Here is a 21,058-nt window from a genome sequence, read left to right as displayed (position 1 = left end):
GGTGCGGCCCGGTGCGCAGTGACCGAGACTTCATGCCAGTCTAGTGACATAGGCGAAGATGTGGCCAATCCCGCACCCCTGTGTGAAGCGCCGGGCAGGCTTTGCCCGGCGGTGCGCGCGGCTGACCGGCGGAAAATGCTGCTGTGGCGGGGCGGGAGCAAACCTGTAAACTGAGTTTTCTATGGACAGTTTCTCTAGGCGCCGGCCTGCGTCACGGACTGCGGTTGCCGCAGCCCCTGCGCCCCGAGCCGGCAACGCCCGCATCCCCACGGCCCCGCGTCAGCCTGCCGCTTCATTGGAGCCTTCCAGTCCGGCTCCGGCCGACCACCCTCCGTCTGAACGGTTTCGTGCAGGGTTTCCTTCCCTTGGTCCAAAGCAGCGGCAGCCCGCCCCGATGACGGGGGAGTGCTGAGATGGAGTGGCTCTACCTGCTCTTTGGCCTGCTGCTGATCCTCGGTACCGGATTCTTCGTAGCCGTGGAATTCGCCTTGGTGGCACTGGACCAGCCGTCCGTCCGGCGGGCCGTGGAGAACGGCGACAAAGCGGCTGAACCGCTGCTGCGCTGCCTGACTACCCTCTCCACCCAGCTCTCGAGCTGCCAGCTGGGCATCACCATGACCACCCTGCTGACGGGCTTTGTGATGGAGCCCTCCGTCGGCCGGCTGCTGGAGGGCCCGCTCGCGGCCCTCGGGCTGCCGCCCGTGGCCGTCACGTCCGTCTCCGTGACCGTGGCGATGATCCTGGCGACTTTCCTGTCCATGCTGCTGGGTGAACTGATCCCCAAGAACATGTCCATCGCCATGCCGTTCCGCATCGGCAAGGCACTGGCCCGGCCGCAGCTGGCGTTCACCGTGGTCTTCAAGCCCGCCGTGCTCCTGCTGAACGGTTTCGCCAACAAGATCCTGCACCTCTTCGGCCTGGAAGCTAAAGAAGAGGTCAGCGGAGCGCGCACCCCGTCGGAGCTGTCCTCCATGGCACGCCGGTCCGCGGAGATGGGCACCCTGGACAAGGGCACCGCCGACTTCCTGTCCCGGACCTTCTCCTTTGCGGGCCGGACCGCCGCCGACGTGATGACTCCGCGCATCCGGCTCGAAACGATCGATGCAGAGCAGCCCGTGGCAGACGTCATTGAGGCCGCCCGGCGCACCGGCTACTCCCGCTTCCCGGTGCTCGGGGATTCCCCCGATGACATCCGCGGCGTGGTCCACGTCAAGAAGGCCGTGGCCGTACCCCGCAGCCGGCGGGCTACGCTGCCCGCGGCTGCGATCATGAGCGAAATTCTCCGGGTGCCGGAAACGGTCCACCTGGACTCGCTGCTCTCCGAGCTGCGCAATGCCAACCTGCAGCTCGCCGTCGTCCTGGACGAATACGGCGGCACCGCCGGAGTCGCCACCCTGGAGGACCTGGTGGAGGAGATCGTGGGCGAAGTGTCCGACGAGCATGACAAGGCCAAGCCCGGAGTACTGCAAAGCGCCTCCGGTGCCTGGTTCTTCCCGGGCATCATGCGGCCGGACGAAGTGTCCGCCCTGGTCCCGCTGCTGCGGATGCCCGACGAAGCCGGCTACGAAACCGTGGGTGGATACATCATGGCCGAACTGGGCCGCATCGCCGAAGCGGGTGACCGTGTGCCCGTTCCCGGCGGCGTGCTGGAGGTCGAGCGCATGGACGGGCGGCGGATTGACCGCGTGAGCTTCATTCCCGCCGAAGCGGGTGCCGCCTCCGGGCAGCAGCCGGAACACATTGAAGACGAGGACAGCGCCGAACGGTCCGCGGAGCGGCCGGCACGCAGGGAAGGCATCCGATGAGCGACGTGGCTGGAATCTTCTGGCTGGTGGTCCTGCTGCTCGGCAACGCCTTCTTCGTCGGCAGCGAGTTCGCCGTGATGTCTGCGCGCCGCAGCCAGATCGAGCCCTACGCCGAGGCGGGGTCCAAGCGCGCCAAGACCACGCTGTGGGCCATGGAGCACGTCTCCCTGATGCTGGCCTGCGCCCAGCTGGGCATCACGGTCTGTTCCCTCCTCATCCTCTCGGTGGCCGAACCTGCCATCCACCACCTGCTGTCGACGCCGCTGAAGGCCGTGGGCCTCCCGGTCGAAGCAGCGGACGGCGCCGGGTTCCTGATCGCGCTGCTGCTGGTCACCTTCCTGCACGTCACCATCGGCGAAATGGTCCCGAAGAATATCTCGGTATCCGTCGCGGACCGTGCCGTACTGCTGCTGGCCCCGCCACTGGTCTTCATTTCGAAGCTCGTCCGTCCGGTGATCGGCAGCCTCAACTGGCTCGCGAACCACGCCCTGCGGCTGATGGGCATTACCCCCAAGGACGAGGTTGCCTCCGCGTTCACGCTCGAGGAGATGCAGTCCATCGTGGAGGAATCCACGAAGCACGGGACCGTGGACGACGATTCCGGCCTGATCTCCGGTGCACTCGAATTCTCGGGGCAGACCGCGGGAACCGTCATGGTGCCCCTGGACGAACTCGTGAGCCTGGGAACGGACTCCACACCCGCGGAATTCGAGCGGGCGGTGGCCCGGACCGGTTTCTCCCGGTTCGTCCTTGTTGACGACGCCGGAAACCTCACGGGCTACATGCACCTGAAGGACGTTATGTCCATCCCGCTGGAGGCCTATGAGCGGCCCATCACGGAGAACAAGGTCCGCACCCTGGCCAACCTGCGCCTGGATGACGAAATCGAAGATGCCCTGGCCGTTATGCAGCGGACCGGATCCCACCTCGCCCGGGTACTGGCGCCGGACGGAACCACCCGCGGCGTGCTGTTCCTGGAGGACATCATCGAACAGCTTGTCGGCGAGATCCGGGACGCCACCCAGGCCCAAGGCTTCCGCCGCACCGGCGAGAGCCTCTAGATGCGAATGATTCGCGTTTAGGCTATGCTGAAAAAGCTTCGGCGGTGCCGGGGCCCGGAATTCTGCAACCAACCGCCTAACCTGGGATCGAACCTTATGCACCGCTTGCCCGTCCGCTTGGCCGGAACCTTCCTAGCCGCAGCAGCGCTGGCCCTGACGGGCTGTGCCGGCGGTGACGGCGGCGAAACCGAGGGCAGCGACGGCGTCGTTCGCGTGGTGGCATCCACCGATGTCTACGGCAACATCCTTGCCGGGATCGGCGGGGACAATGTCGACGTGACGGCCCTGATTGACCGGCCCAGCCAGGATCCGCACTCCTACGAGGCCACGGCCCGGGACCGGCTGGCGGTGTCGAAGGCGGACCTGGTGGTGCTCAACGGCGGCGGCTATGACTCCTTCCTGGAGAAGCTCGCAGCCGACGAAGGCATCCCCGCGGAGAACATCCTCAACGCCGTCGAGCTTTCCGGCCTCGAGGACTCCGGATCCGCCGAGGGCGAAGAGCACCACGCCGAAGGCGAAGAGCACCACGCCGAAGGTGAAGATCACCACGGCCATAGCCACGGCTCCTTCAACGAGCACGTCTGGTACAGCCCCGACGCCATGCAGCGGCTCGCGGACGCCGCAGCCGAACGCCTCGGCGAACTGGACGCCGGCGCCGTCGAGGAGTTCCGCAGCAACACCGCCGACTTCAACGAGGGCATCGCGGACATCAACGCCGCCCTCGCCGCGCTTCGGGAATCTTCGGGAGGACGCGACGTCGCCCTGACCGAACCGGTGCCCGACTACCTGGTGGAAGCCGCGGGGCTGCACAACTCCACGCCTTCGGACTTCACCGAAGCCGTGGAGGAAGGCGCGGACGTTCCGCCGCAGGTGCTGAAGGAAATGCAGAACCTGGTGAGCGGCGGCTCGATCGCCTTCCTCGGCTACAACGAACAGACCTCCACCTCCCAGACCGAGGCGGTACGCCAAACAGCACTGGACACAGATGTTCCCGTGGTGGACTTCTCCGAAACCCTGCCCGAGGGGCTGGACTACCTGGAGTGGATGGCCGCGAACACCGCTGCCATGGAAAGCGTGCTCCAGTGAACCGTTCGGGGCCGCCCACGCCCGTAGTGCGCCTGCGCGATGCAGGCCTGTCCTACGGGGACCGCACCCTGTGGAAGAACCTGGATCTGGACATCAATGCCGGTGAATTCCTCGCCGTCCTCGGCCCCAACGGCTCAGGCAAAACGAGTTTCCTGAAGGTCCTGCTGGGACTGCAGCCGCTCACCGGAGGCACCGTCAGCATCAACGGCCGCAACGTGCAGCGGGGCAGCAAGGACATCGGGTACATCCCGCAGCAGAAATCCTTCAGCCCCGGCACACCGCTGCGCGGCCGGGACCTGGTGGGACTCGGCGTCGACGGCGACCGCTGGGGTCTGCGGCTGCGCGGAAAGCCGGTCCGGCAGCGCGTGGACCGGCTGCTCGAGCAGGTGGGAGCCACCTCCTACGCGGATGAACCCGTGGGGCGGCTCTCCGGCGGCGAGCTGCAGCGCCTGCGCGCGGCCCAGGCACTGGCCACCAACCCGGATCTGCTGCTCTGCGACGAGCCGCTGCTCTCCCTGGACCTGCACCACCAGCAGGCCATCAGCTCCCTGATCGAGCGGCGCTGCCATGACGACGGCGCCGCCGTCGTCTTCGTAACGCACGAAATCAATCCGATCATCGAATACGTGGACCGCGTGCTGTACCTGGCCGGCGGGCAGTTCCGCACCGGCACCCCCGCCGAAGTCCTGCGCAGCGATGTGCTCTCGGAAATGTACGGCAGCCGCGTCGAAGTCCTGCGCAGCCACGGCCGGATCGTGGTCCTGGGCATCCCGGACGCCACCACCCACCACCACGGAGAAAGCGAGGGCGATCTTGGACCTGCGTAGCTTCTTCGATGCGGTTTTTGATTTCAGCGACTACGGCGAGCTGCTTCCGCTTGTCAGCAATTCCATCTGGGCCGCGGCAATCCTCGGCCTGGTCGGCGGGCTGATCGGAACCTTCGTGCTGATGCGGGACCTGGCCTTTGCCGTGCACGGCATTGCCGAGCTCTCTTTCGCCGGGGCGTCCTTCGCCCTGCTAATTGGCGTGAACGTGGTGGTCGGTTCGCTGGCCGGATCGGTGGCCGCGGCCGTCCTGCTGGCAGTCATGGGGCTGCGGGCGCGGGACCGGAACTCGATCATCGGCGTCATCATGCCGTTCGGGCTCGGCCTGGGCATCCTGTTCCTTGGACTCTACGAGGGCCGTTCCGCCAACAAGTTCGGGCTGCTGACCGGCCAGATCGTCGCCGTGGACACCGTGCAGCTGAACCTGCTTGCCGGTGTCGCCGCCGTCGTCGTCGCCGCCCTGCTGTTCATCTGGCGGCCGCTGACCTTCGCCAGTGCGGACCCGGACCTGGCCGAGGCGCGCGGCGTGCCGGTGCGGGTGCTGTCCATTGTCTTTATGTTCCTGCTGGGCCTGGCCGTTGCCCTGTCCATCCAGGTGGTGGGGGCCCTGCTGGTGCTCTCGCTGCTGATCACGCCGGCGGCGGCAGCCCTGCTCGTGACGTCCTCGCCGCGCCTGGTGGTGTTCCTCAGCGTGCTCTTCGCACTGGCCTCCTCGGTGGGCGGCATCCTGCTGGCACTGGGCGGCCGGATTCCGATCAGTCCGTACGTCACCACCGTGTCCTTCGCGATCTACCTGGTCTGCCGGGTCATCCGCCGCATGCGCGGCGGGCACCGGCGCCGGGAGCTCAGCGCGAACACGCCTACAGCCGCCGCTTAGCCTTTACGGGCGCTGCACTCCGGGCACAGCCCGAAGACCTCAACGGTGTGCGCCACCTCGGTGAAGCCGTATTTGGCGCCGAGGGCTGCGGCCCAGCTCTCCACCGCAGGGGCCTCCACCTCCACGGCCTTGCCGCACTCCCGGCAGACGAGGTGATGGTGGTGGTGCTCGACGGCGCACCGCCGGTAGAGCGCCTCGCCGTCGCCGCCCCGCAGCACGTCCACGAGGTTTTCATCCGCCATGGACTGCAGGACCCGGTAGGTGGTGGCCAGGGAAACCCGCTCGCCGCGTTCCTGCAGCAGCCGGAAGAGTTCCTGGGTGCTGACGAAGTCATCGAGTTCATCCAGGGTGCGGCCTACTGCCAGCCGCTGGCGGGTGACACGCTGCTCCGGTGCGCGTTTGGACGTCCGGGATGTCTCGGATGACACGGATGTTCCTCCAGCGGGTGGGACGGCAGGCGGGCGGCACTGCGCCTGCGGGTGGATAGACCCCTAAGATTATCAGCAGCACCGGTGGCCCGTCCTGCACGGCCGAACGCCTCCGGAGTAGGGTGGCGCTATGAAAATGACGAAGTTCACGCACTCCTGTGTCCGTTTCGAGCAGGGCGGGCACGTCCTGGTGCTGGATCCCGGCACCTTTTCCGAAGTTGAAACGGCGCTGAGGGAAGCGGACGCCGTCCTGATCACGCACGAGCACGCAGACCACCTGGACCGTCCGCGGGTGCTTGCCGCAATGCAGGAGCAGCCGTCGCTGGAGCTTCACGCCCCGGCGGGCCTCGCGGCACTCCTTCGCAGCGAAGCTCCGCCGGAGGTGGACGGCCGCATCCACGACGTCGAACCCAACACCAGCTTCACCGTCGCCGGGTTCGGCATCCAGTCCTTCGGCGGCCAGCACGCCCTGATTCATCCGCTGATTCCCGTCGTGGCCAACATCGGCTACCTGGTGGAAGGCCGGGTCTACCACCCGGGGGATTCCTTCGTGGTCCCCAACGGCCTGAAGCCGCGGACCGTGCTGGTGCCGATCCACGCACCCTGGTCCAAGGCGGGGGAGGTCATCGACTTTGTCATTGCCACCGGAGCAGAGCGGGCCTACCCCATCCACGAGGCGCTCCTGAATGACCGCGGCCTGGGCATGGTCGAGGGGCACGTGACCCGGTTCGGCAAGATCTACGGCACCGAGTTCCGGCACCTGGACGCCGGGGAAACCGTGGACCTGTAATGGAGATCCTGATCTCCGCAGCGCAGCTGCACGAACGCCTCCGGTCCCCGCGCCCGCCCGTCCTGCTGGACGTGCGCTGGACCCTGGGCGCCGCCGACGGGAGGGAGAAGTACCTGCGCGGACACCTGCCCGGAGCGGTCTACGTGGATATGGATACCGAACTCTCGGCGCCCGCCGTTCCGGCGGAAGGGCGGCATCCGCTGCCGGATCCTGCCGCCTTCGCCGCGGCCGCCCGCGGCTGGGGCCTGAATGACGGCGACACGGTGGTGGTTTACGACGACGCCGCCGGCACCTCCGCGGCCCGCGCCTGGTGGCTGCTGCGGCACGCGGGAGAGACGGACGTTTACCTGCTCGACGGCGGCCTCGCCGCGTGGCGTGAGGCCGGACTGCCGCTGGCAAGCGGTCCGGTGCAGCCGGAGCCCGGGACGGCATACCTGTCCTGGGGACACATGCCGGTGGTCGGCCTGCCCGAGGCGGGCCGGGTGGCGGCCGAGGGAACCCTCCTCGATGCGCGGGCGCCGGAACGCTACCGGGGAGAGACCGAACCGGTGGATCCCCGTGCAGGCCATATCCCGGGCGCCGTCAACCGGCCTTCCACCGACAACCTCGCCGCGGACGGTACCTTCCGCAGCCCTGCTGAGCTGCGCGCCTCCTTCGAGGCCCTGGGCGTCCGGCCGGACCGGCCGGTGGCGGCGTACTGCGGATCGGGCATTTTCGCCGCCCACGAGGTCGCAGCCCTGGCGCAGGCCGGCACGTCCGCGGCACTGTATCCGGGCTCCTGGTCGCAGTGGTCCAGCACGCCGGGCACGCCGGCGGCCGTTGGCGCGGATCCGGGCCGGGCCGAAAACCCGCCGCAAAAGGGGTAGCGTCGAATCATGTTTACCGGCCGACCCGTTCCTCCGCCGCTGCGGGCGCCCCTGCCCGCCGCCGCATCAAAGGGACAACCTGAAGGAGCACCCATGCCTACACTCTTTACCCGGATCATCAACGGCGAAATTCCCGGACATTTCGTCTGGAAAGACGACGACGCCGTTGCGTTCCTCAGCATCGGTCCGCTCAGCGACGGCCACACCCTGGTGGTTCCGCGCGCGGAGATCAACAAGTGGACGGACGCACCGGTGGACCTGATGCAGAAGCTCACCACGGTGGCCCAGGCCATCGGCCAGGCGCAGGTGTCCGTCTTCGGCTCGGAGCGGGCCGGCCTCAGCATTGCCGGCTTCGAGGTGGACCATCTTCACCTGCACGTCTGGCCGGCCAACTCGCTGCAGGACTTCGACTTCAGCCGGGCCGAGTCCAATCCGGATCCCGGGCGGATGGCGGCCAACGCGGAAAAGCTGCGCCAGGGCCTGCGCGACGCCGGGCACGGGGCCTTCGTCCCCGAGGCTTAGGCCGGAGCCAGCGCCGAGTTCAGGGCGGTCCGGATCCGTTTCTCCGAAACGGTCCGGGCCGTTCCCAGTTCCTGCGCGAAGAAGCTGATCCGCAGTTCCTCGATCATCCAGCGGACCTCCGCCAGTTCGGGGGGAGTGCCGCGACCGGGCGCCAGCGCCGCCACGGCGTCGTCGTACTCGTCCTCGAGACGGTGGACCACAGCCATGGACAGCCCGTCCCGCTGCACGTTGCCCGGCAGCTTCTCCAGCCGGCGTTCAATGCCGGCCAGGTAGCGCGGCAGGTGCATCAGCTGCGCGTAGCCCGTGCGGGCCACGAACCCGGGGTACACCAGGGCGTCGAGCTGCGCCCGGATGTCATTCAGGGCACTGATCAGGGCCAGCGACGTGGTGCCCTTCAGGGCCTTGGTGATCCGCCGGGTGCTGGCCAGGATCTTCTCCACGATCGCGGTGACGGTGAAGACGGTGTCGATCAGTTCGGCCCGCACGGTTTCATACAGGGCGTCGAACTCGGCCCGCGTCCACGGGAGCTGCTCCGGGGTGAGCTTGTCCACCGCGGCCAAGGTGCAGTCCTCGATCAGCGCAGCCACACTTCCGTGCGGGTTCTGGCTGAAGGTCAGCTTCTCGGTGTTGCTCAGGTGCTCCAGCACGTACTTCGCCGGGCTGGGCACGCGCAGCACCAGCAGCCGGATGACGCCGGCACGCATGGCGGCCTGCTGCTCGCCGGCGCTTTGGAAGATCCGCACGCCCGCGGTGCTGCCCTCGTCCACCAGTGCCGGGTATCCGGTCACCGTATGCCCGGCCACCAGCCGCTGCACCTGCTTCTCCAGGGTGCCGATGCTCCACTCGGTCAGTCCGGTCCGTTCCGCCACGGAGGAACCGTTGCCGGCGCCGCCGGAACCGTTGCCGTCTGCGGCAGCTGAGGCCTTGCCCTTGGGGCCCTTGGGTCCGCGCGGCTGCACGGTGGACGGTGTGGCGCCGAGGGATTCCGCGATGGCCCGGCGCGTGGCGGGGGCGAGGGACTCCTGCAGTGCGGCGAGGTCCTTGCCCTCGTCCAGCACCCGGCCGGAGGAATCCACCACGGTGAACGTCATCCGGAGGTGGTCCGGGACGGCATCCCAGTTCCAGGAACCGGGCGGGATGATCGATCCCTTAAGTCGGCGCAGCACCAGTTCCAGGGACGGCTCCAGCTCGTCCGAGGCCGGGTCGAAATCAGCGGCCAGTGCCGCGGCCGCCGAGCGTGCGACGTCGGGCGCCGGAACGAAGTTCTTCCGGATCGCCTTGGGCAGGGACTTGATCAGGGCCGTAATGAGCTCGGCGCGCAGGCCGGGGATCTGCCAGGCGAACGGTCCGGGGGTGAGCTGGTTCAGGAACAATACCGGCACTTCCACCGTGACGCCGTCGTTGGCAGTGGGCACGCCGGGAGTGAACTCGTAGGTCAGCGGCAGCTCGAAGGAACCGTAGAAGAAGGACTTCGGGAAGTCCTTCTCGTCGAGTCCCTCGGCGTCATCGGTGCGCAGCGCGTCCGGGTCGAAGTCCAGCAGTGCCGGATCCTCGTGCCGGGCATGCTTCCACCATTTGTCGAAGTGGCGTTCGGAGACGACGTCGGCGCCCACCCGCTCGTCGTAGAACTCGAAGAGGGTTTCGTCATCCACGCGCAGCCCGCGGCGGCGGACCCGGTTCTCCAGCTCCTCAACCTCGGCCAGCAGGGCCTGGTTGCGGTGGAAGAACTTATGGTGGGTACGCCAGTCGCCCTCCACGAGGGCATGCCGGATGAACATTTCGCGGGACAGCACGGGGTCGATGCGGCCGTAGTTGATGCTGCGCTGCGGCACCACCGGAACGCCGTAGAGGGTGACTTTCTCATAGGCCATCACGGCCCCGCGGCTCTTGGACCAGTGCGGTTCGCTGTAGGTGCGCTTCACCAGGTGGCCGGCAACGTCCTCCACCCAGAGCGGATCAAACTTCGCCGCCACCCGTGCCCACAGGCGGGAGGTTTCCACCAGCTCGGCAGCCATCACCCAGTCCGGGGACTTCTTGAACAGGGCCGAGCCGGGGAAGACCGCGAAGCGTGTGCCGCGGGCGCCGGTGTATTCACGCTTGCGCTGGTCGTAGAGGCCGATATGGCTGAGCAGTCCGGCCAGCAGGGACATATGGATTTCCCGGTACTTGCCCACGGGGTCCACCGGTTCGGGGGCAAGCGTGATCCCCAGCGGCTTGGCCAGCTGGCGCAGCTGGGCAAACAGGTCCTGCCATTCGCGGATCCGCAGGAAGTTGAGGAACTCGTTTTTGCACATCCTTCGGAAGGCCGAGGAGGATAGTTCCTTCTGCTTTTCCTCCACATAGCGCCACAGGTTCAGGTACCCGGTGAAATCCGAGTTCTCGTCCACGAACCGCTTGTGCATTTCCGCGGCCTTCTGGGCCCGGGCCGGATCGTCCTTGGAGGGGCGTTCGCGCGGATCCTGGATGGTCAGCGCGGCCGTGAGCACCATGACTTCCTTGGTGCAGCCGCGGTTGCCCGCCTCGACGATCATCCGGCCCAGCCGGGGGTCCACCGGCAGCTGGGAGAGCTTCCGGCCCACCTCGGTGATGCCGCCCTGGGGATGCAGGGCACCGAGTTCGCGCAGCAGCACGGCGCCGTCGTTGATGGCCTTGGAATCCGGGGGCTGGACGAACGGGAAATCCGCAACGTCCTTGGGCCCCTTGGCCACGCCCATGGCCGCCATCTGCAGGATCACGGCGGCCAGGTTGGTGCGCAGGATTTCGGGATCGGTGAATTCCGGCCGGGACTCGAAGTCCTCCGCCGAGTACAGCCGGATCGCGATGCCGTCGGAGACACGGCCGCAGCGCCCCGAGCGCTGGTTGGCGGAAGCCTGGGAGATCCGCTCAATCGGCAGGCGTTGGACCTTCGTGCGGTGCGAATAGCGCGAGATGCGTGCCGTACCGGTATCAATGACGTATTTGATGCCGGGGACCGTCAGCGAGGTCTCGGCCACGTTGGTGGCGAGGATGATCCGCCGGTTCCGGCCGGGGGAGAAGACCTTGTGCTGTTCGGCCAGGGAGAGCCGGGCGAACAGCGGCAGGATCTCGGTGTTGGCCAGCCGGGGGTTGCGGGAGACGGAGGAACGCAGGGCGTCGGCGGCGTCGCGGATTTCCCGCTCGCCGGAGAAGAACACGAGGACGTCGCCGGGCGCCTCGCGGGAAAGCTCGTCGACGGCGTCGCACACGGCGTCCACCGGGTCCCGGTCCTCTTCGAGCTCGTCCTCGATGCCCTCTTCGTCGCTGCCGCCGTCGGCCGGCTGGTTCAGCGGACGGTAGCGGATCTCCACCGGGAAGGTCCGGCCGGAGACCTCGATGATGGGGGCCGGAGTGCCGTTGAGGGCGAAGTGCTCGGCGAACCGCTGCGGATCGATGGTCGCCGAAGTGATGATGACCTTCAGGTCCGGGCGCGCCGGCAGCAGCCGGCGCAGGTACCCGAGGATGAAGTCGATGTTCAGGCTGCGCTCGTGGGCCTCGTCAATGATGATGGTGCTGTACTTCTTCAGCATCGGATCGTGCCGGATTTCCGCCAGCAGGATGCCGTCGGTCATCAGCTTGACCTTCGTCTTCCGGCCGGTTTCCCCGGTAAAGCGGACCTGGAAGCCCACTTCCTCGCCGAGTTCGACGTCGAGCTCGGAGGCGATCCGCTCGGCCACGGTGCGCGCGGCCAGGCGCCGGGGCTGGGTGTGCCCGATCAGCCCGTGCTCGGCCAGACCGAGTTCCAGGCACATCTTCGGAATCTGCGTGGTTTTTCCGGAGCCGGTTTCGCCGGCGATGACGGTGACCTGGTTGGCGGCAATCGCTGCCATGATGTCTTCGCGGCGCTCGGAAACGGGCAGCTGTTCGGGATAGGAAATTGTCAGTGCCATGATTGCCACCAGTCTAGTGGCTTGGCCGGACGGTCTTTCCGGATTCCGCCGTGGGCGGGATTTCGACGGCGTGCTGCAGCAGGGAGGCGGCACGGCGGGCCCGCTCGCGCATCTCCGGGGGGTCGATGATTTCGAACGGCACGCCCCAGGTGGTCAGGGTGATCAGGGGCAGGTCCAGGGAATCCCAGCCGCCGCGCACGATGGTGTGCCCGGGGCCGTCGGCTTCGACACTGGCCACGTCAGGAGGCACCTGTTCGGCAACCGCAGCCAGCGGGGCGGCCAGCCGCACCACCACGGTATAGCGGTAGGGGTTGCGGGTAATGGATTCCTGGACGTAAACGGCCAGGTCCCGGGCCGGCAGGGGCCGGGGTGTGAACCGCTCGCGCTGCGCGGGCGTGCTGGTGCAGCGGTCCACCCGGAAGGTCCGCCAGTCGGCGCGGTCCAGGTCCCACGCGACGGCGTACCAGCGCCGCCCGGTGCTGACCAGCCGGTAGGGCTCCACCAGGCGCCGGCCGGAGCCGCCGTCGGCCGCGGTGTAACGGAAACTCACCACCCGGTGCTCGGTGATGCCGGCCGAAAACGCGGTGAGAATTTCCGGGTCCACGCCCCCCGGCGGGCCGGACAGGGTGGACACCGACTGCCGCAGGGCCGAAAACTGGGGCCGGAGGCGCCCGGGCAGGACCTGCTCCAGCTTCGCCAGCGCCCGCACCGAGGCTTCCCCGATTCCGGTCACCGGGCCTGTGGCCACCGCGGTGAGGCCCAGTGCGACGGCGAGGGCCTCGTCGTCGTCGAGCAGCAGCGGGGGCAGCTGCGCACCGGCACCGAGCTGGTAGCCGCCGGCAATGCCCGGGGACGCGGAGATGGGATATCCGAGGGTGCGCAGCTTGCCGATGTCCCGGCGGACCGTCCGTTCGGTGATGGAGAGCCGCTCCGCGAGCGCCGCGCCGGTCCACTCGCGCCTCAGCTGCAGCAGCGAAAGCAGCTGCAGGAGCCGCGCGGATGTCTCCAACATGGAATCCAAGCTACGCGCCCATCAGGACGAAAGCTGTCCTGATGGGGAACTAATCCGGCCGGCCGGGTCAGAATGCCGATCCGTCCCAGGGATGTCCCGCTGAGTACCTTCCGGGGGCAACCTTCCGTCCCCTCGTTGCGCCCGTACCGTCCGGTCGGTACCCTCGGCGAAAGAGACGCAGCACACAGTCGGTGGGCTGCCGCCACCGGCAGGAGAGACATGACCGAGGTCCCAGCACCGTATGACCAGCGCACCGCCGTCGTTACCGGAGCAGGACGCGGGATCGGTGCCGCCGTCGCCCTGCGGCTCGCAGCGGACGGCCACCGCGTGGCCGTCCTAGACCTGCGCGAGGAGGACACAGCCGCCACTGTGGAGGCCATCAACAATTCCGGCGGCAAGGCTGTGGGTGTCGGCGCGGACGTAGCCGATGCTGCCGCCGTCGAACAGGCAGTGGCCCGGATTGCCGGGGAGCTTGGCGCGCCCACCATCCTGGTCAACAATGCGGGCATCCTTCGGGACAACCTTCTGTTCAAAATGACGGACACGGACTGGGATGCCGTGATGGGCGTGCACCTGCGCGGGGCGTTCCTCATGAGCCGTGCCGTGCAGGCCCACCAGGTACAGCAGAAGTGGGGACGCATCATCAACCTGTCCAGCACTTCCGCCCTCGGCAACCGGGGCCAGGCCAACTATGCCGCAGCCAAGGCCGGCATCCAGGGTTTCACCAAGACGCTCGCGATTGAGCTGGGCCGGTACAACGTCACCGTCAACGCGATTGCGCCCGGCTTCATCTCCACCGATATGACGCGGGCGACGGCGGAACGCGTCGGGGTGCCGTTCGAGGACTTCGTGGCACATGCGGCGAAGGAGATTCCCGTGGGCCGGGCCGGGACCCCGGCGGACATTGCCGCTGCGGCGTCCTTCTTTGCCCGGGAGGAGGCCTCGTTCGTTTCGGGACAGGTGCTCTACGTTGCCGGCGGACCGAAGGCCTAGCGGTGGCCCGCTTCAGCTCGGTTGAAAAGCTTGCCGGTGCGGTGGGCCAGGTGGAGACCAGCGAGTGGGTCCTCATTGACCAGGACCGCATCAACCGGTTTGCCGACGCCACCGATGACCACCAGTGGATCCATGTGGACCCCGAACGGGCTGCGAATGGCCCGTTCGGCGGGACCATCGCGCACGGGTACCTCAGCCTGGCCCTCCTTCCGGCGCTTGCCTCCGGCCGGTTCCGGGTGGACGGCATGGTGATGGGAGTGAACTACGGGCTGGACCGGGTGCGCTTCCCCCATCCCGTGCCGGTGGACAGCCGGGTCCGTGCACGGTCGGAAATCGTGTCGGTTCAGACCGTGCCCCAGGGAGTGCGGGTCACGCTCCTCGTCACCATTGAGATTGAGGGTGTGGAGAAGCCTGCCGCCGTCGCGGAGTCCATTTCGCTGTACGTGTTCGAGTAGCGGCATCCGGCTACGCAACCCCGTTGCAAGACCCCGGCTACATAACCCTGTTGCACAACCCGGCTACACAAAGAGGGCCCGTCCGGCGGGACGGGCCCTCTTTGTGAGCGGCCAGGTTTGGGCTGCAGAGGTTACTCCGGCAGGCCGTCGGCCGGCATGGCCGGCCGTTCCTCGGTGTATTCCTCGACCTCTTCGCCGGTGACGACGTACGGGGTACCGAAGTAGGACTGCACGCCGTTGTCCACCCGGGTCAGCATCGCTCCGGTGTATCCGCGGTGGCTGTCCTCGCCGAACCCGAGCGGTGTGTGGCCGTTGCCGGTGACGTTCCCGGACCCGAGTGCTTCCATGAGGGACTCGCGGGTCGGGTTCTCCCCGGCTTCCTTCAATGCCTCGACGAAGAGGTAGCCGATGGACATTCCGAAGATCGTGTTGCCGTCAAAAGGTGCTCCGGCGTTGTATTCCTCGTTGATCTCGGAGAACTTAGCGGTCCATTCGTCCTCCGTGTCCGAGTAGGCGGGGAGGTAGTTGGCGCTGACGAAACCCTGCAGCAGCTTGTTGGTGTTCTCGCCCAGATAGCCGGACAGGGTGTTGAAGTCGCCGCCGGCGGAGGACGCCATCCACTGCGGGAAATACCCGAGTTTCGCGGCGGTCCCCACAGCCTGGGCGCTGAAGCCGTTGATGGTGGCGAGGAAGTTGACCTCGCAGCCGGCTTCCTTCATGGAGCTGATCTGCGCGGCGATATCGGTGTTCGCCGTGGAGTAGACCTGGGCATCTGCGAGCCCGTCTTCCCCGAGCACCGCTTCCAGGCCGGCCTGGAACTCCTCGCCGAAGTCGTCATCCTGGCCGAAGAAGCAGTAGGTCTTGTCCGGGAATTCTTCCTGCGCGTAGGTGGCCAGGATCCGTGATTCGGTGGGGTAGTCCACCATGAAACCGTAGGTGTAGGGGTAGTCCTCCGGCTGGTTCCAGGTGGGGCTGCCGGAGGCAACGAAGAGATCCGGCACCTCGTTGTCGTTGACGAAATCCAGGACTGCACTGTGCGGCGGGGTGCCGAGTCCGCCCACCAGGGCAAAGACCTCGTCCTGCAGCACCATTTCGCGGACTGCGGTCTGGGTGTTGGCCGGGTTGTAGCCGTCGTCCTTCACGATGTACTCAATGCTGCGGCCGTTGACGCCGCCGTGGTCATTGACGTAGTCGAAGTACGCCTTGGTGGCCGGCGAAATAGTGGAGTAACCGGCGGCTGCCGGTCCGGTCAGCGGCTGGTGCGTGCCTACGGTGACGGTGGTGTCGGTAATCCCGGGTACATCCTCCGCGGCGGCCTCGCCCCCTTCCTCCGGAGCGGCACAGGAGGCAAGGCCGAGGGCTGCAGCTGCAAGGACGGCGGTACCCAGTCGGAGCTTGGAACTGATCATCATTGACCTTTCGGGGTTGCCGGTAGCTGCCCGTGCGGGGCGGGTATCCGGGTTGGTGGTGTTGCTGTTGACGGTGGTGCGGGTTTCGGGGACGAAAGCGGAGGGGAGACGGCGCGGGGTGGCCGTATCCGGCGGCCGATCCGCACCAGCAGGCCCTGGATGCCCTGCGGCGCAAGCAGCACCACGAGGATCAGGACCAGTCCGAAGATGGCCACGGCAAGGTTGCCGTCCAGCCGCTGGGCCAGGTCCGCGGACAGGTCGAGCCGGGCCGTGGCGGTGCTGATCAGGTGCGGCAGCGCAACCAGGAGCAGGGCTCCCCAGACGGCGCCGGTCAGGGAACCGATACCGCCGACGACGGCGGCCATCAGCAGGAACAGGGAGAACACCAGGGAATACGCTCCGGGGCTGGCGCTTTGCGTGGTGTAGGCCAGCAGACCGCCGCCCATGCCCGCCGCGGCCGAGCTGATGACGAACGCGGTGACCTTGGTGCGGGCGGGGTTGATGCCGGCCAGTGCTGCCGCCACGGGGTTGTCCCGTACGGCCCGCAGGTGGCGGCCGAAGCGGCCGTGCAGCAGGTTCGCCAGCAGGGTCAGGACCAGGACGGAGCAGACCACGGCGAGCCACGCCTGCCAGGCCTCGTTGGACACGGTGCCGCGCAGCGCCGTCGGGCGTTTCTCCACGGTGATCCACAGGCCCTGGTCACCGCCGAGCACTGAGGAGAAGGTGCTGGTGACCGCGGGCAGTGCCACGACCAGTGCCATGGTGAAGCCGGCGAGGTAGGGGCCGTGGAGCCGGCCGGCAGCCAGGCCGATGACCAGGCCGAGGACGGCGGCACCGAGGACCGCTGCGGCCAACGGCACCAGGAGCAGCAGCGTTCCTTCCGTGCCGGCGTCGGCCATTGAATTGGCAGTCAGTGCGTAGCTGTAGGCACCGGCGGCCATGAGGGCTGCCTGTCCGAGGGAGAGCTGGCCGCCGGCGCCCGTCAGCAGGGTGAGCCCAGCAATGCCGCACAGATAGGCGCAGACAGTGGCCAGCTGGTAGGAGGTGAACGAGGGGACGACGAACGTGAGGCCGATCAGGATCACCGCTGCCGCGGCAGCCAGAAGGTACCGCTTCATGACGCTCATGCCGTGCGCTCCTTAGCCATCGAGAAGATTCCACCGGGGCGGATCAGCAGCACGGCCAGCAGGAGGACCAGGATGGCGATCGGCGCCAGGGTTGCACCCCAGTAGCCACTGACCCAGCTGAGCAGCACGCCGACGGCCAGCCCGCCCAGGACGGCGCCGGCGGGGGAGTCCAGGCCGCCGATAACGGCCACGGTGAACGCGTAGACAAAGACCGCGTCCGCCGCGTGCGGATTGAGTCCGAGTTCCGTGGGGATGACCAGCAGGGCGGCGAGCGCACCGAGGGCCGAAGACATGGCCCAGCCCAGGGTGAGCATCCGCGAGGTCCGCACCCCGAGGAGCCGGGCCAGGTCAGGGGCGAAGGCGGAGGCCCGCAGCCGCAGCCCGAGGGGAGTCTTCGTGAACAGCAGGACCAGGCCGCCCACCAGCACCGCTATGCAGGCGAACACAAAGAGGTCATGGGAGGAGAAGACGGTAATGCCGAAGATTTCCACCGGGTCCGAGCTGAACGGGGTCACCATGGTCCGGTAGTTGTTTCCGAACACCATGCCCAGGACGGCCTGGATCAGCATCAGCAGGCCCAGCCCGGCAATGACCGGGTTCAACGCGGAGCCGTTGCCGACGAAGCGCATCACGCCGCGCTCCACCAGGGCACCGATGAGGAAACCCGCAATAAGGGCAGCGGCGAGTCCTGCCCAGTAGCTCCCGGTGAGTGCGGTGACGGTGAAGGCGATGTAGGTGGCAGCCACTGCCATCGCGCCCTGCGCAAAGTTCACGATCCGGGCCGCACGCCAGATCAGGACCAGCGACAGCGCGAAGGCCGCGAGGACGGCGCCGCGGGCGAGGCCGTCAAAGGTCAGGAAGAGGAATCTGTCCATTAGAACCCCAGGTAGGTGTGGCGGAGGTCGGTGTCTTCGGCCAGCTCGGCCGCCGGACGTGAGGCGACAACGCGGCCCAGGTTAAGGACGACTCCGTGGTCCGCGACGGCGAGAGCGCTGCGGACGTTCTGCTCGATCAGCAGGACGGTCAGCCCGGTGTCGTCACGGAGGCGGCGGAGCATGCCCAGGATTGATGCCGTCACCTTGGGGGCAAGGCCCAGCGAGGGCTCATCGAGGAGCAGGAGTGCAGGTGCGGCCATCAGGGCCCGTCCCAGCGCCAGCATCTGGCGCTCGCCGCCGGAGAGCTGGTGTCCGGCAGCCTTCCGACGCCGGGCGAGGGGCTCGAAAAGCTCGTACATCTGGGTGAGCACCTCGGCGGCTGCCCTGCGGTCCTTCCGCCACAGTCCGCCCAGGCGCAGGTTCTCCTCCACTGTCAGTTCGGTGATGACGCCCCGGCCCTCAGGCACCAGCGCGACGCCGTGGCGCACCATGTCCTCGACCGGCACCCGGGTCAGGTCCGTTCCACCCTTTCCGCCCTCTCCGCCCTTTCCGCCCTTTCCGCCGGCTCCGCCGGTGAGGCGGATGCTTCCGGCCGAGGGCCGCAGCTGGCCGGTGATGGTGCGCAGGAGGGTGGTCTTGCCGGCACCGTTGGCTCCGACTACCGCGGTGATGGATCCGTCCGCCACGGCAAGGTCAATGTCATGGAGCACGCGGACGGCTCCGTAGCCGGCGGTGACGCCTTCCAGTACCAGTCCGCCGGTCATGCCACCTCAACCCCTAGATAGGCATCAGCGACGGCGGGATCGGTTCCGATTTCGGCAGGTGTGCCTTCGGCGATCAGGCGGCCGAAATCCAGCACGGCGATGCGGTCGCAGACCTCCATGACCAGGTCCACGTGGTGTTCCACCAGCACCACCGAGCACCCGTCCCCGGGTACGGTGCGGATGATCGCTGCCAGTTCCTCGATGTCGTCGTGGCCCAGTCCGCCGGCCGGTTCATCCAGCAGCAGCAGCTTCGGTTCGCTCACCAGGGCACGGGCCAGGGCCACCTTCTTGCGGATGCCGTAGGGCAGGGTGTCCGGGAGGGCCGGGGCGTAGCGGGCGACGCCGAGTGCCTCCAGCGCTTCCATCGCTCGTTCCGCGAGCCGGGCTTCTCTGCGGACGGAGCCGGGCAGGGCCAGGAGGTCGAGTCCGCTGCGTGAGCCGGCTGCCAACCCTGCCGTGACGTTCTGCAGCACCGTCAGGCCGGGGAACAGGCCAAGCCCCTGCAGGGTGCGTGCCACTGCGGATCGGGTCAGGCGGTGCGGTTTCGGAGTGAACCCGTGTCCGTCCAGCTGAAGGCTTCCCTCCGCGGGCGGGAAGACTCCGCAGATCACGTTGAAGAGGGTGGTCTTCCCTGCCCCGTTGGGGCCCATGATTCCCACGATTCTGCCGGCCGGGATCTCCAGGGACACGGAATCGAGGGCGGTAAGGCCTCCGAACCGGACCGTGATTCCGTCCAGCCGCAGACGTGGTGGTTCCGACCGGTCGGTATGTTGCTCCTGCATGAGTACTCCATCGTCTCTGCTCTTACCTTGAATACGGCGCGTGGTGCGGTATTGCGGTAGTGCGGGAGGTGCGGTGGTGCGGGTAGTAAAGGAGGTGCGGTGGTTACTTTGCCTGCAGTCCGGCCAGGTAGAGCTCGGTCAGCTGAGCAGCCGCCTGTTCGCGGCTGATCGACCCGCCGGGGGAGTACCAGTACGAGAGATAGTGCGGGTCGGAAAAGAAGTTGGCAGCCAGCACGGGGATCGGCAGATCCGTGCGGAAGACGCCGTCGTTCTGGCCGCGAACGAGGAGGGCGGTGAACGTATCGTTGTATTCGCGGCGCCGCCGTTTCACTTCCTCCTGGCGGTCCTCGCTGAGCATGTGCTGGGAGCGGAAGAACACTGATCCTTCGCGGATCCAGTCGATGGACGTCATGACCACGTCCTCGCAGACCAGACGCATGGTTTCAACTGCCGGCAGCCCCCGCCCGATAATCTCGGTCAGGTGCTGGCGCTGCAGCGTCAGGATGCGGTCATAGATGTCGAAGAGCAGGTCATCCTTGGAATTGAAGTAGTGATAGAGCGCCCCCTTAGTAACGCCGGCTGCATCCACGATCTGCTGCACGCTGGTCTTTGCGTAGCCCTGCCGCGCGAAGAGCTCCACGGAAGTCCGTGTGAGTTCTTCCTTGATGTTCAGGGTCTTCATGCGGCTGGTGTCCGGGTTTCTCGTGGTGTGGCCTGAGCCGGCGCGGGAACCGACCGGTTGGTATGTGCGAACACCATAACCCGGGAGGGGGCAGCCCGCGCAAGGGTTTTGCGGAAACAATTCCGGCGGGGCGTGGAAGTCGGCTCTCGTGGGTTCCGCTACCGTCGTGGGCATGACCTCACCCACATATCCGTCTCTCCCGTTCGTGCCGTCCGCTCCGGATTTCTCCGGCTGGCCCATGCCGGCGTCGGTGCCTGCGGGGATGCGGATGGAGCTGAGCAGGGCACGGCTGCTGGATTCCCGTGAGTCCTTGTTCGACGACTGGATGGCGATGCTGCACTCGCGCTACGACGAATGCCTGGCGACTCTGGGCCGGGAACTGATGGCGCTGGAAGCCACCTTCCTGAACCAGGAAGCGGACGGATCCTGGTGGATGTACCACTTCCAGCTGATGGGGGATGCCAGTCCCGGGCTGGTTCCCGACAACCCGCTGGACCAGGCACATTTGGAGTACGGAAAGAAGACCAAGCTGCCGGGGTGGGAGGAGCTGCAACCGCGGTTTTTCCTTTGCCCGCCGGAGGTGCGTGCCGCCGTCGAGGGCGCTGCCGGTTCCGAGCGCGCTGCCGGCGGCGGTGCTACCGCGGGTGGCGCGAGTGCCGCCGCTCCCGCGGGCTAGGGGGCGGACTGGGCTGCGCGTTACCGTCGCGGACAGCTGGCCCGCGGAGTCGGCGACGTGGACTCGGCGACGCCGGGTCAGCGACTCCGGAAAACAACGGGGTAAACAAAAGAACCCCG

The 21,058-nt window shown here is 67.5% G+C and carries 20 protein-coding genes; 11 read left to right on the top strand and 9 right to left on the bottom strand.

The window, feature by feature from the left end; genetic code table 11:
• Positions 1-413 precede the first annotated feature (413 nt).
• The 5 genes from NNX37_RS00625 to NNX37_RS00605 all read left to right on the top strand — a co-directional run bounded on the left by NNX37_RS00625 (position 414) and on the right by NNX37_RS00605 (position 5,653).
• A complete protein-coding gene (locus tag NNX37_RS00625) occupies positions 414-1,805 on the top strand; it encodes a hemolysin family protein (RefSeq protein WP_255790061.1) in 1,392 nt (463 codons plus the stop codon).
• Positions 1,802-2,866 (top strand): hemolysin family protein, encoded by a 1,065-nt coding sequence (locus NNX37_RS00620; RefSeq protein WP_255790060.1) that lies wholly within the window; start codon positions 1,802-1,804, stop codon positions 2,864-2,866. The genes NNX37_RS00625 and NNX37_RS00620 overlap by 4 nt, the downstream gene beginning before the upstream one ends.
• 96 nt (positions 2,867-2,962) lie before the next feature.
• A complete protein-coding gene (locus NNX37_RS00615) occupies positions 2,963-3,952 on the top strand; it encodes a metal ABC transporter solute-binding protein, Zn/Mn family (protein ID WP_255790059.1) in 990 nt (329 codons plus the stop codon).
• On the top strand, positions 3,949-4,779 hold the full coding sequence (locus tag NNX37_RS00610) for a metal ABC transporter ATP-binding protein (RefSeq protein WP_407079899.1): 831 nt from the start codon (positions 3,949-3,951) through the stop codon (positions 4,777-4,779). The genes NNX37_RS00615 and NNX37_RS00610 overlap by 4 nt, the downstream gene beginning before the upstream one ends.
• Positions 4,766-5,653: a metal ABC transporter permease gene (locus NNX37_RS00605; protein WP_255790057.1), complete on the top strand. Its 888-nt coding sequence runs from the start codon at positions 4,766-4,768 to the stop codon at positions 5,651-5,653. The genes NNX37_RS00610 and NNX37_RS00605 overlap by 14 nt, the downstream gene beginning before the upstream one ends.
• Here the strand turns inward: NNX37_RS00605 and NNX37_RS00600 are convergent.
• On the bottom strand, positions 5,650-6,081 hold the full coding sequence (locus tag NNX37_RS00600) for a Fur family transcriptional regulator (RefSeq protein WP_255790056.1): 432 nt from the start codon (positions 6,079-6,081) through the stop codon (positions 5,650-5,652). The genes NNX37_RS00605 and NNX37_RS00600 overlap by 4 nt on opposite strands.
• Positions 6,082-6,211: 130 nt before the next feature.
• Here NNX37_RS00600 and NNX37_RS00595 point away from each other — a divergent pair, with 130 nt between their 5' ends.
• The 3 genes from NNX37_RS00595 to NNX37_RS00585 all read left to right on the top strand — a co-directional run bounded on the left by NNX37_RS00595 (position 6,212) and on the right by NNX37_RS00585 (position 8,259).
• Complete coding sequence (locus NNX37_RS00595; RefSeq protein WP_255790055.1) at positions 6,212-6,871, top strand: MBL fold metallo-hydrolase; 660 nt, start codon at positions 6,212-6,214, stop codon at positions 6,869-6,871.
• Positions 6,871-7,737, top strand: coding sequence for a sulfurtransferase (locus tag NNX37_RS00590; protein WP_255790054.1), 867 nt, complete (start codon positions 6,871-6,873; stop codon positions 7,735-7,737). Before NNX37_RS00595 ends, NNX37_RS00590 begins: the two co-directional genes overlap by 1 nt.
• Positions 7,738-7,830: 93 nt before the next feature.
• A complete protein-coding gene (locus NNX37_RS00585; RefSeq protein WP_255790053.1) occupies positions 7,831-8,259 on the top strand; it encodes an HIT family protein in 429 nt (142 codons plus the stop codon).
• Here the strand turns inward: NNX37_RS00585 and hrpA are convergent.
• Positions 8,256-12,164 carry an ATP-dependent RNA helicase HrpA gene (gene hrpA, locus NNX37_RS00580; RefSeq protein ID WP_255790052.1) on the bottom strand — a complete coding sequence of 1,303 codons (3,909 nt, stop codon included), beginning with the start codon at positions 12,162-12,164 and terminating at the stop codon, positions 8,256-8,258. The genes NNX37_RS00585 and hrpA overlap by 4 nt on opposite strands.
• A gap of 13 nt (positions 12,165-12,177) precedes the next feature.
• The gene (locus NNX37_RS00575; protein ID WP_255790051.1) at positions 12,178-13,176 is read right to left on the bottom strand and encodes a helix-turn-helix transcriptional regulator; all 999 of its coding nucleotides are present in this window, start codon (positions 13,174-13,176) and stop codon (positions 12,178-12,180) included.
• 219 nt (positions 13,177-13,395) lie between these two features.
• Between NNX37_RS00575 and fabG the strand changes: the two genes are divergently transcribed.
• Both fabG and NNX37_RS00565 read left to right on the top strand, forming a co-directional pair.
• Positions 13,396-14,169 carry a 3-oxoacyl-ACP reductase FabG gene (gene fabG, locus NNX37_RS00570; protein ID WP_255790050.1) on the top strand — a complete coding sequence of 258 codons (774 nt, stop codon included), beginning with the start codon at positions 13,396-13,398 and terminating at the stop codon, positions 14,167-14,169.
• 2 nt (positions 14,170-14,171) lie between these two features.
• Entirely contained in the window at positions 14,172-14,624 is a 453-nt protein-coding gene (locus tag NNX37_RS00565; protein WP_255790049.1) for a MaoC family dehydratase, read from the top strand.
• A gap of 131 nt (positions 14,625-14,755) precedes the next feature.
• On the opposite strand, the gene NNX37_RS00560 is transcribed toward NNX37_RS00565, so the two are convergent.
• The 6 genes from NNX37_RS00560 to NNX37_RS00535 form a co-directional block, all read right to left on the bottom strand.
• Positions 14,756-16,033 (bottom strand): ABC transporter substrate-binding protein, encoded by a 1,278-nt coding sequence (locus tag NNX37_RS00560; protein WP_255790047.1) that lies wholly within the window; start codon positions 16,031-16,033, stop codon positions 14,756-14,758.
• The gene (locus NNX37_RS00555; RefSeq protein WP_255790046.1) at positions 16,033-17,160 is read right to left on the bottom strand and encodes a branched-chain amino acid ABC transporter permease; all 1,128 of its coding nucleotides are present in this window, start codon (positions 17,158-17,160) and stop codon (positions 16,033-16,035) included. Before NNX37_RS00555 ends, NNX37_RS00560 begins: the two co-directional genes overlap by 1 nt.
• Positions 17,157-18,035 carry a branched-chain amino acid ABC transporter permease gene (locus NNX37_RS00550; RefSeq protein ID WP_255790045.1) on the bottom strand — a complete coding sequence of 293 codons (879 nt, stop codon included), beginning with the start codon at positions 18,033-18,035 and terminating at the stop codon, positions 17,157-17,159. The genes NNX37_RS00555 and NNX37_RS00550 overlap by 4 nt, the downstream gene beginning before the upstream one ends.
• Positions 18,035-18,799, bottom strand: a complete 765-nt coding sequence (locus NNX37_RS00545) for an ABC transporter ATP-binding protein (RefSeq protein WP_255790044.1) — start codon at positions 18,797-18,799, stop codon at positions 18,035-18,037. Before NNX37_RS00545 ends, NNX37_RS00550 begins: the two co-directional genes overlap by 1 nt.
• Positions 18,796-19,581: an ABC transporter ATP-binding protein gene (locus NNX37_RS00540; RefSeq protein ID WP_255790043.1), complete on the bottom strand. Its 786-nt coding sequence runs from the start codon at positions 19,579-19,581 to the stop codon at positions 18,796-18,798. The genes NNX37_RS00545 and NNX37_RS00540 overlap by 4 nt, the downstream gene beginning before the upstream one ends.
• Before the next feature lie 103 nt (positions 19,582-19,684).
• Complete coding sequence (locus NNX37_RS00535; protein WP_255790041.1) at positions 19,685-20,263, bottom strand: TetR/AcrR family transcriptional regulator; 579 nt, start codon at positions 20,261-20,263, stop codon at positions 19,685-19,687.
• Between the two features lie 172 nt (positions 20,264-20,435).
• On the opposite strand from NNX37_RS00535, the gene NNX37_RS00530 reads away from it, so the two are divergent.
• Positions 20,436-20,939, top strand: coding sequence for a DUF6176 family protein (locus NNX37_RS00530; protein ID WP_255790040.1), 504 nt, complete (start codon positions 20,436-20,438; stop codon positions 20,937-20,939).
• Positions 20,940-21,058: the final 119 nt, after the last annotated feature.

The sequence above is a fragment of the Arthrobacter zhaoxinii genome (genome assembly GCF_024385505.1).
In the GTDB taxonomy this organism is placed as follows: Bacteria; Actinomycetota; Actinomycetes; order Actinomycetales; family Micrococcaceae; genus Arthrobacter_B; species Arthrobacter_B zhaoxinii.
The sequence above is the reverse complement of the archived record's forward strand: the minus strand, read 5'-3'. Positions and strand labels throughout refer to the sequence as shown.

Coding starts and splice junctions, on each gene's coding strand:
- NNX37_RS00625 (WP_255790061.1), top strand. CDS start 414: ATGGAGTGGCTCTACCTGCTCTTTGGCCTGCTGCTGATCCTCGGTACC.
- NNX37_RS00620 (WP_255790060.1), top strand. CDS start 1,802: ATGAGCGACGTGGCTGGAATCTTCTGGCTGGTGGTCCTGCTGCTCGGC.
- NNX37_RS00615 (WP_255790059.1), top strand. CDS start 2,963: ATGCACCGCTTGCCCGTCCGCTTGGCCGGAACCTTCCTAGCCGCAGCA.
- NNX37_RS00595 (WP_255790055.1), top strand. CDS start 6,212: ATGAAAATGACGAAGTTCACGCACTCCTGTGTCCGTTTCGAGCAGGGC.
- NNX37_RS00590 (WP_255790054.1), top strand. CDS start 6,871: ATGGAGATCCTGATCTCCGCAGCGCAGCTGCACGAACGCCTCCGGTCC.
- NNX37_RS00585 (WP_255790053.1), top strand. CDS start 7,831: ATGCCTACACTCTTTACCCGGATCATCAACGGCGAAATTCCCGGACAT.
- hrpA (WP_255790052.1), bottom strand. CDS start 12,164: ATGGCACTGACAATTTCCTATCCCGAACAGCTGCCCGTTTCCGAGCGC.
- NNX37_RS00575 (WP_255790051.1), bottom strand. CDS start 13,176: ATGTTGGAGACATCCGCGCGGCTCCTGCAGCTGCTTTCGCTGCTGCAG.
- fabG (WP_255790050.1), top strand. CDS start 13,396: ATGACCGAGGTCCCAGCACCGTATGACCAGCGCACCGCCGTCGTTACC.
- NNX37_RS00560 (WP_255790047.1), bottom strand. CDS start 16,033: ATGATCAGTTCCAAGCTCCGACTGGGTACCGCCGTCCTTGCAGCTGCA.
- NNX37_RS00555 (WP_255790046.1), bottom strand. CDS start 17,160: ATGAGCGTCATGAAGCGGTACCTTCTGGCTGCCGCGGCAGCGGTGATC.
- NNX37_RS00550 (WP_255790045.1), bottom strand. CDS start 18,035: ATGGACAGATTCCTCTTCCTGACCTTTGACGGCCTCGCCCGCGGCGCC.
- NNX37_RS00545 (WP_255790044.1), bottom strand. CDS start 18,799: ATGACCGGCGGACTGGTACTGGAAGGCGTCACCGCCGGCTACGGAGCC.
- NNX37_RS00540 (WP_255790043.1), bottom strand. CDS start 19,581: ATGCAGGAGCAACATACCGACCGGTCGGAACCACCACGTCTGCGGCTG.
- NNX37_RS00535 (WP_255790041.1), bottom strand. CDS start 20,263: ATGAAGACCCTGAACATCAAGGAAGAACTCACACGGACTTCCGTGGAG.
- NNX37_RS00530 (WP_255790040.1), top strand. CDS start 20,436: ATGACCTCACCCACATATCCGTCTCTCCCGTTCGTGCCGTCCGCTCCG.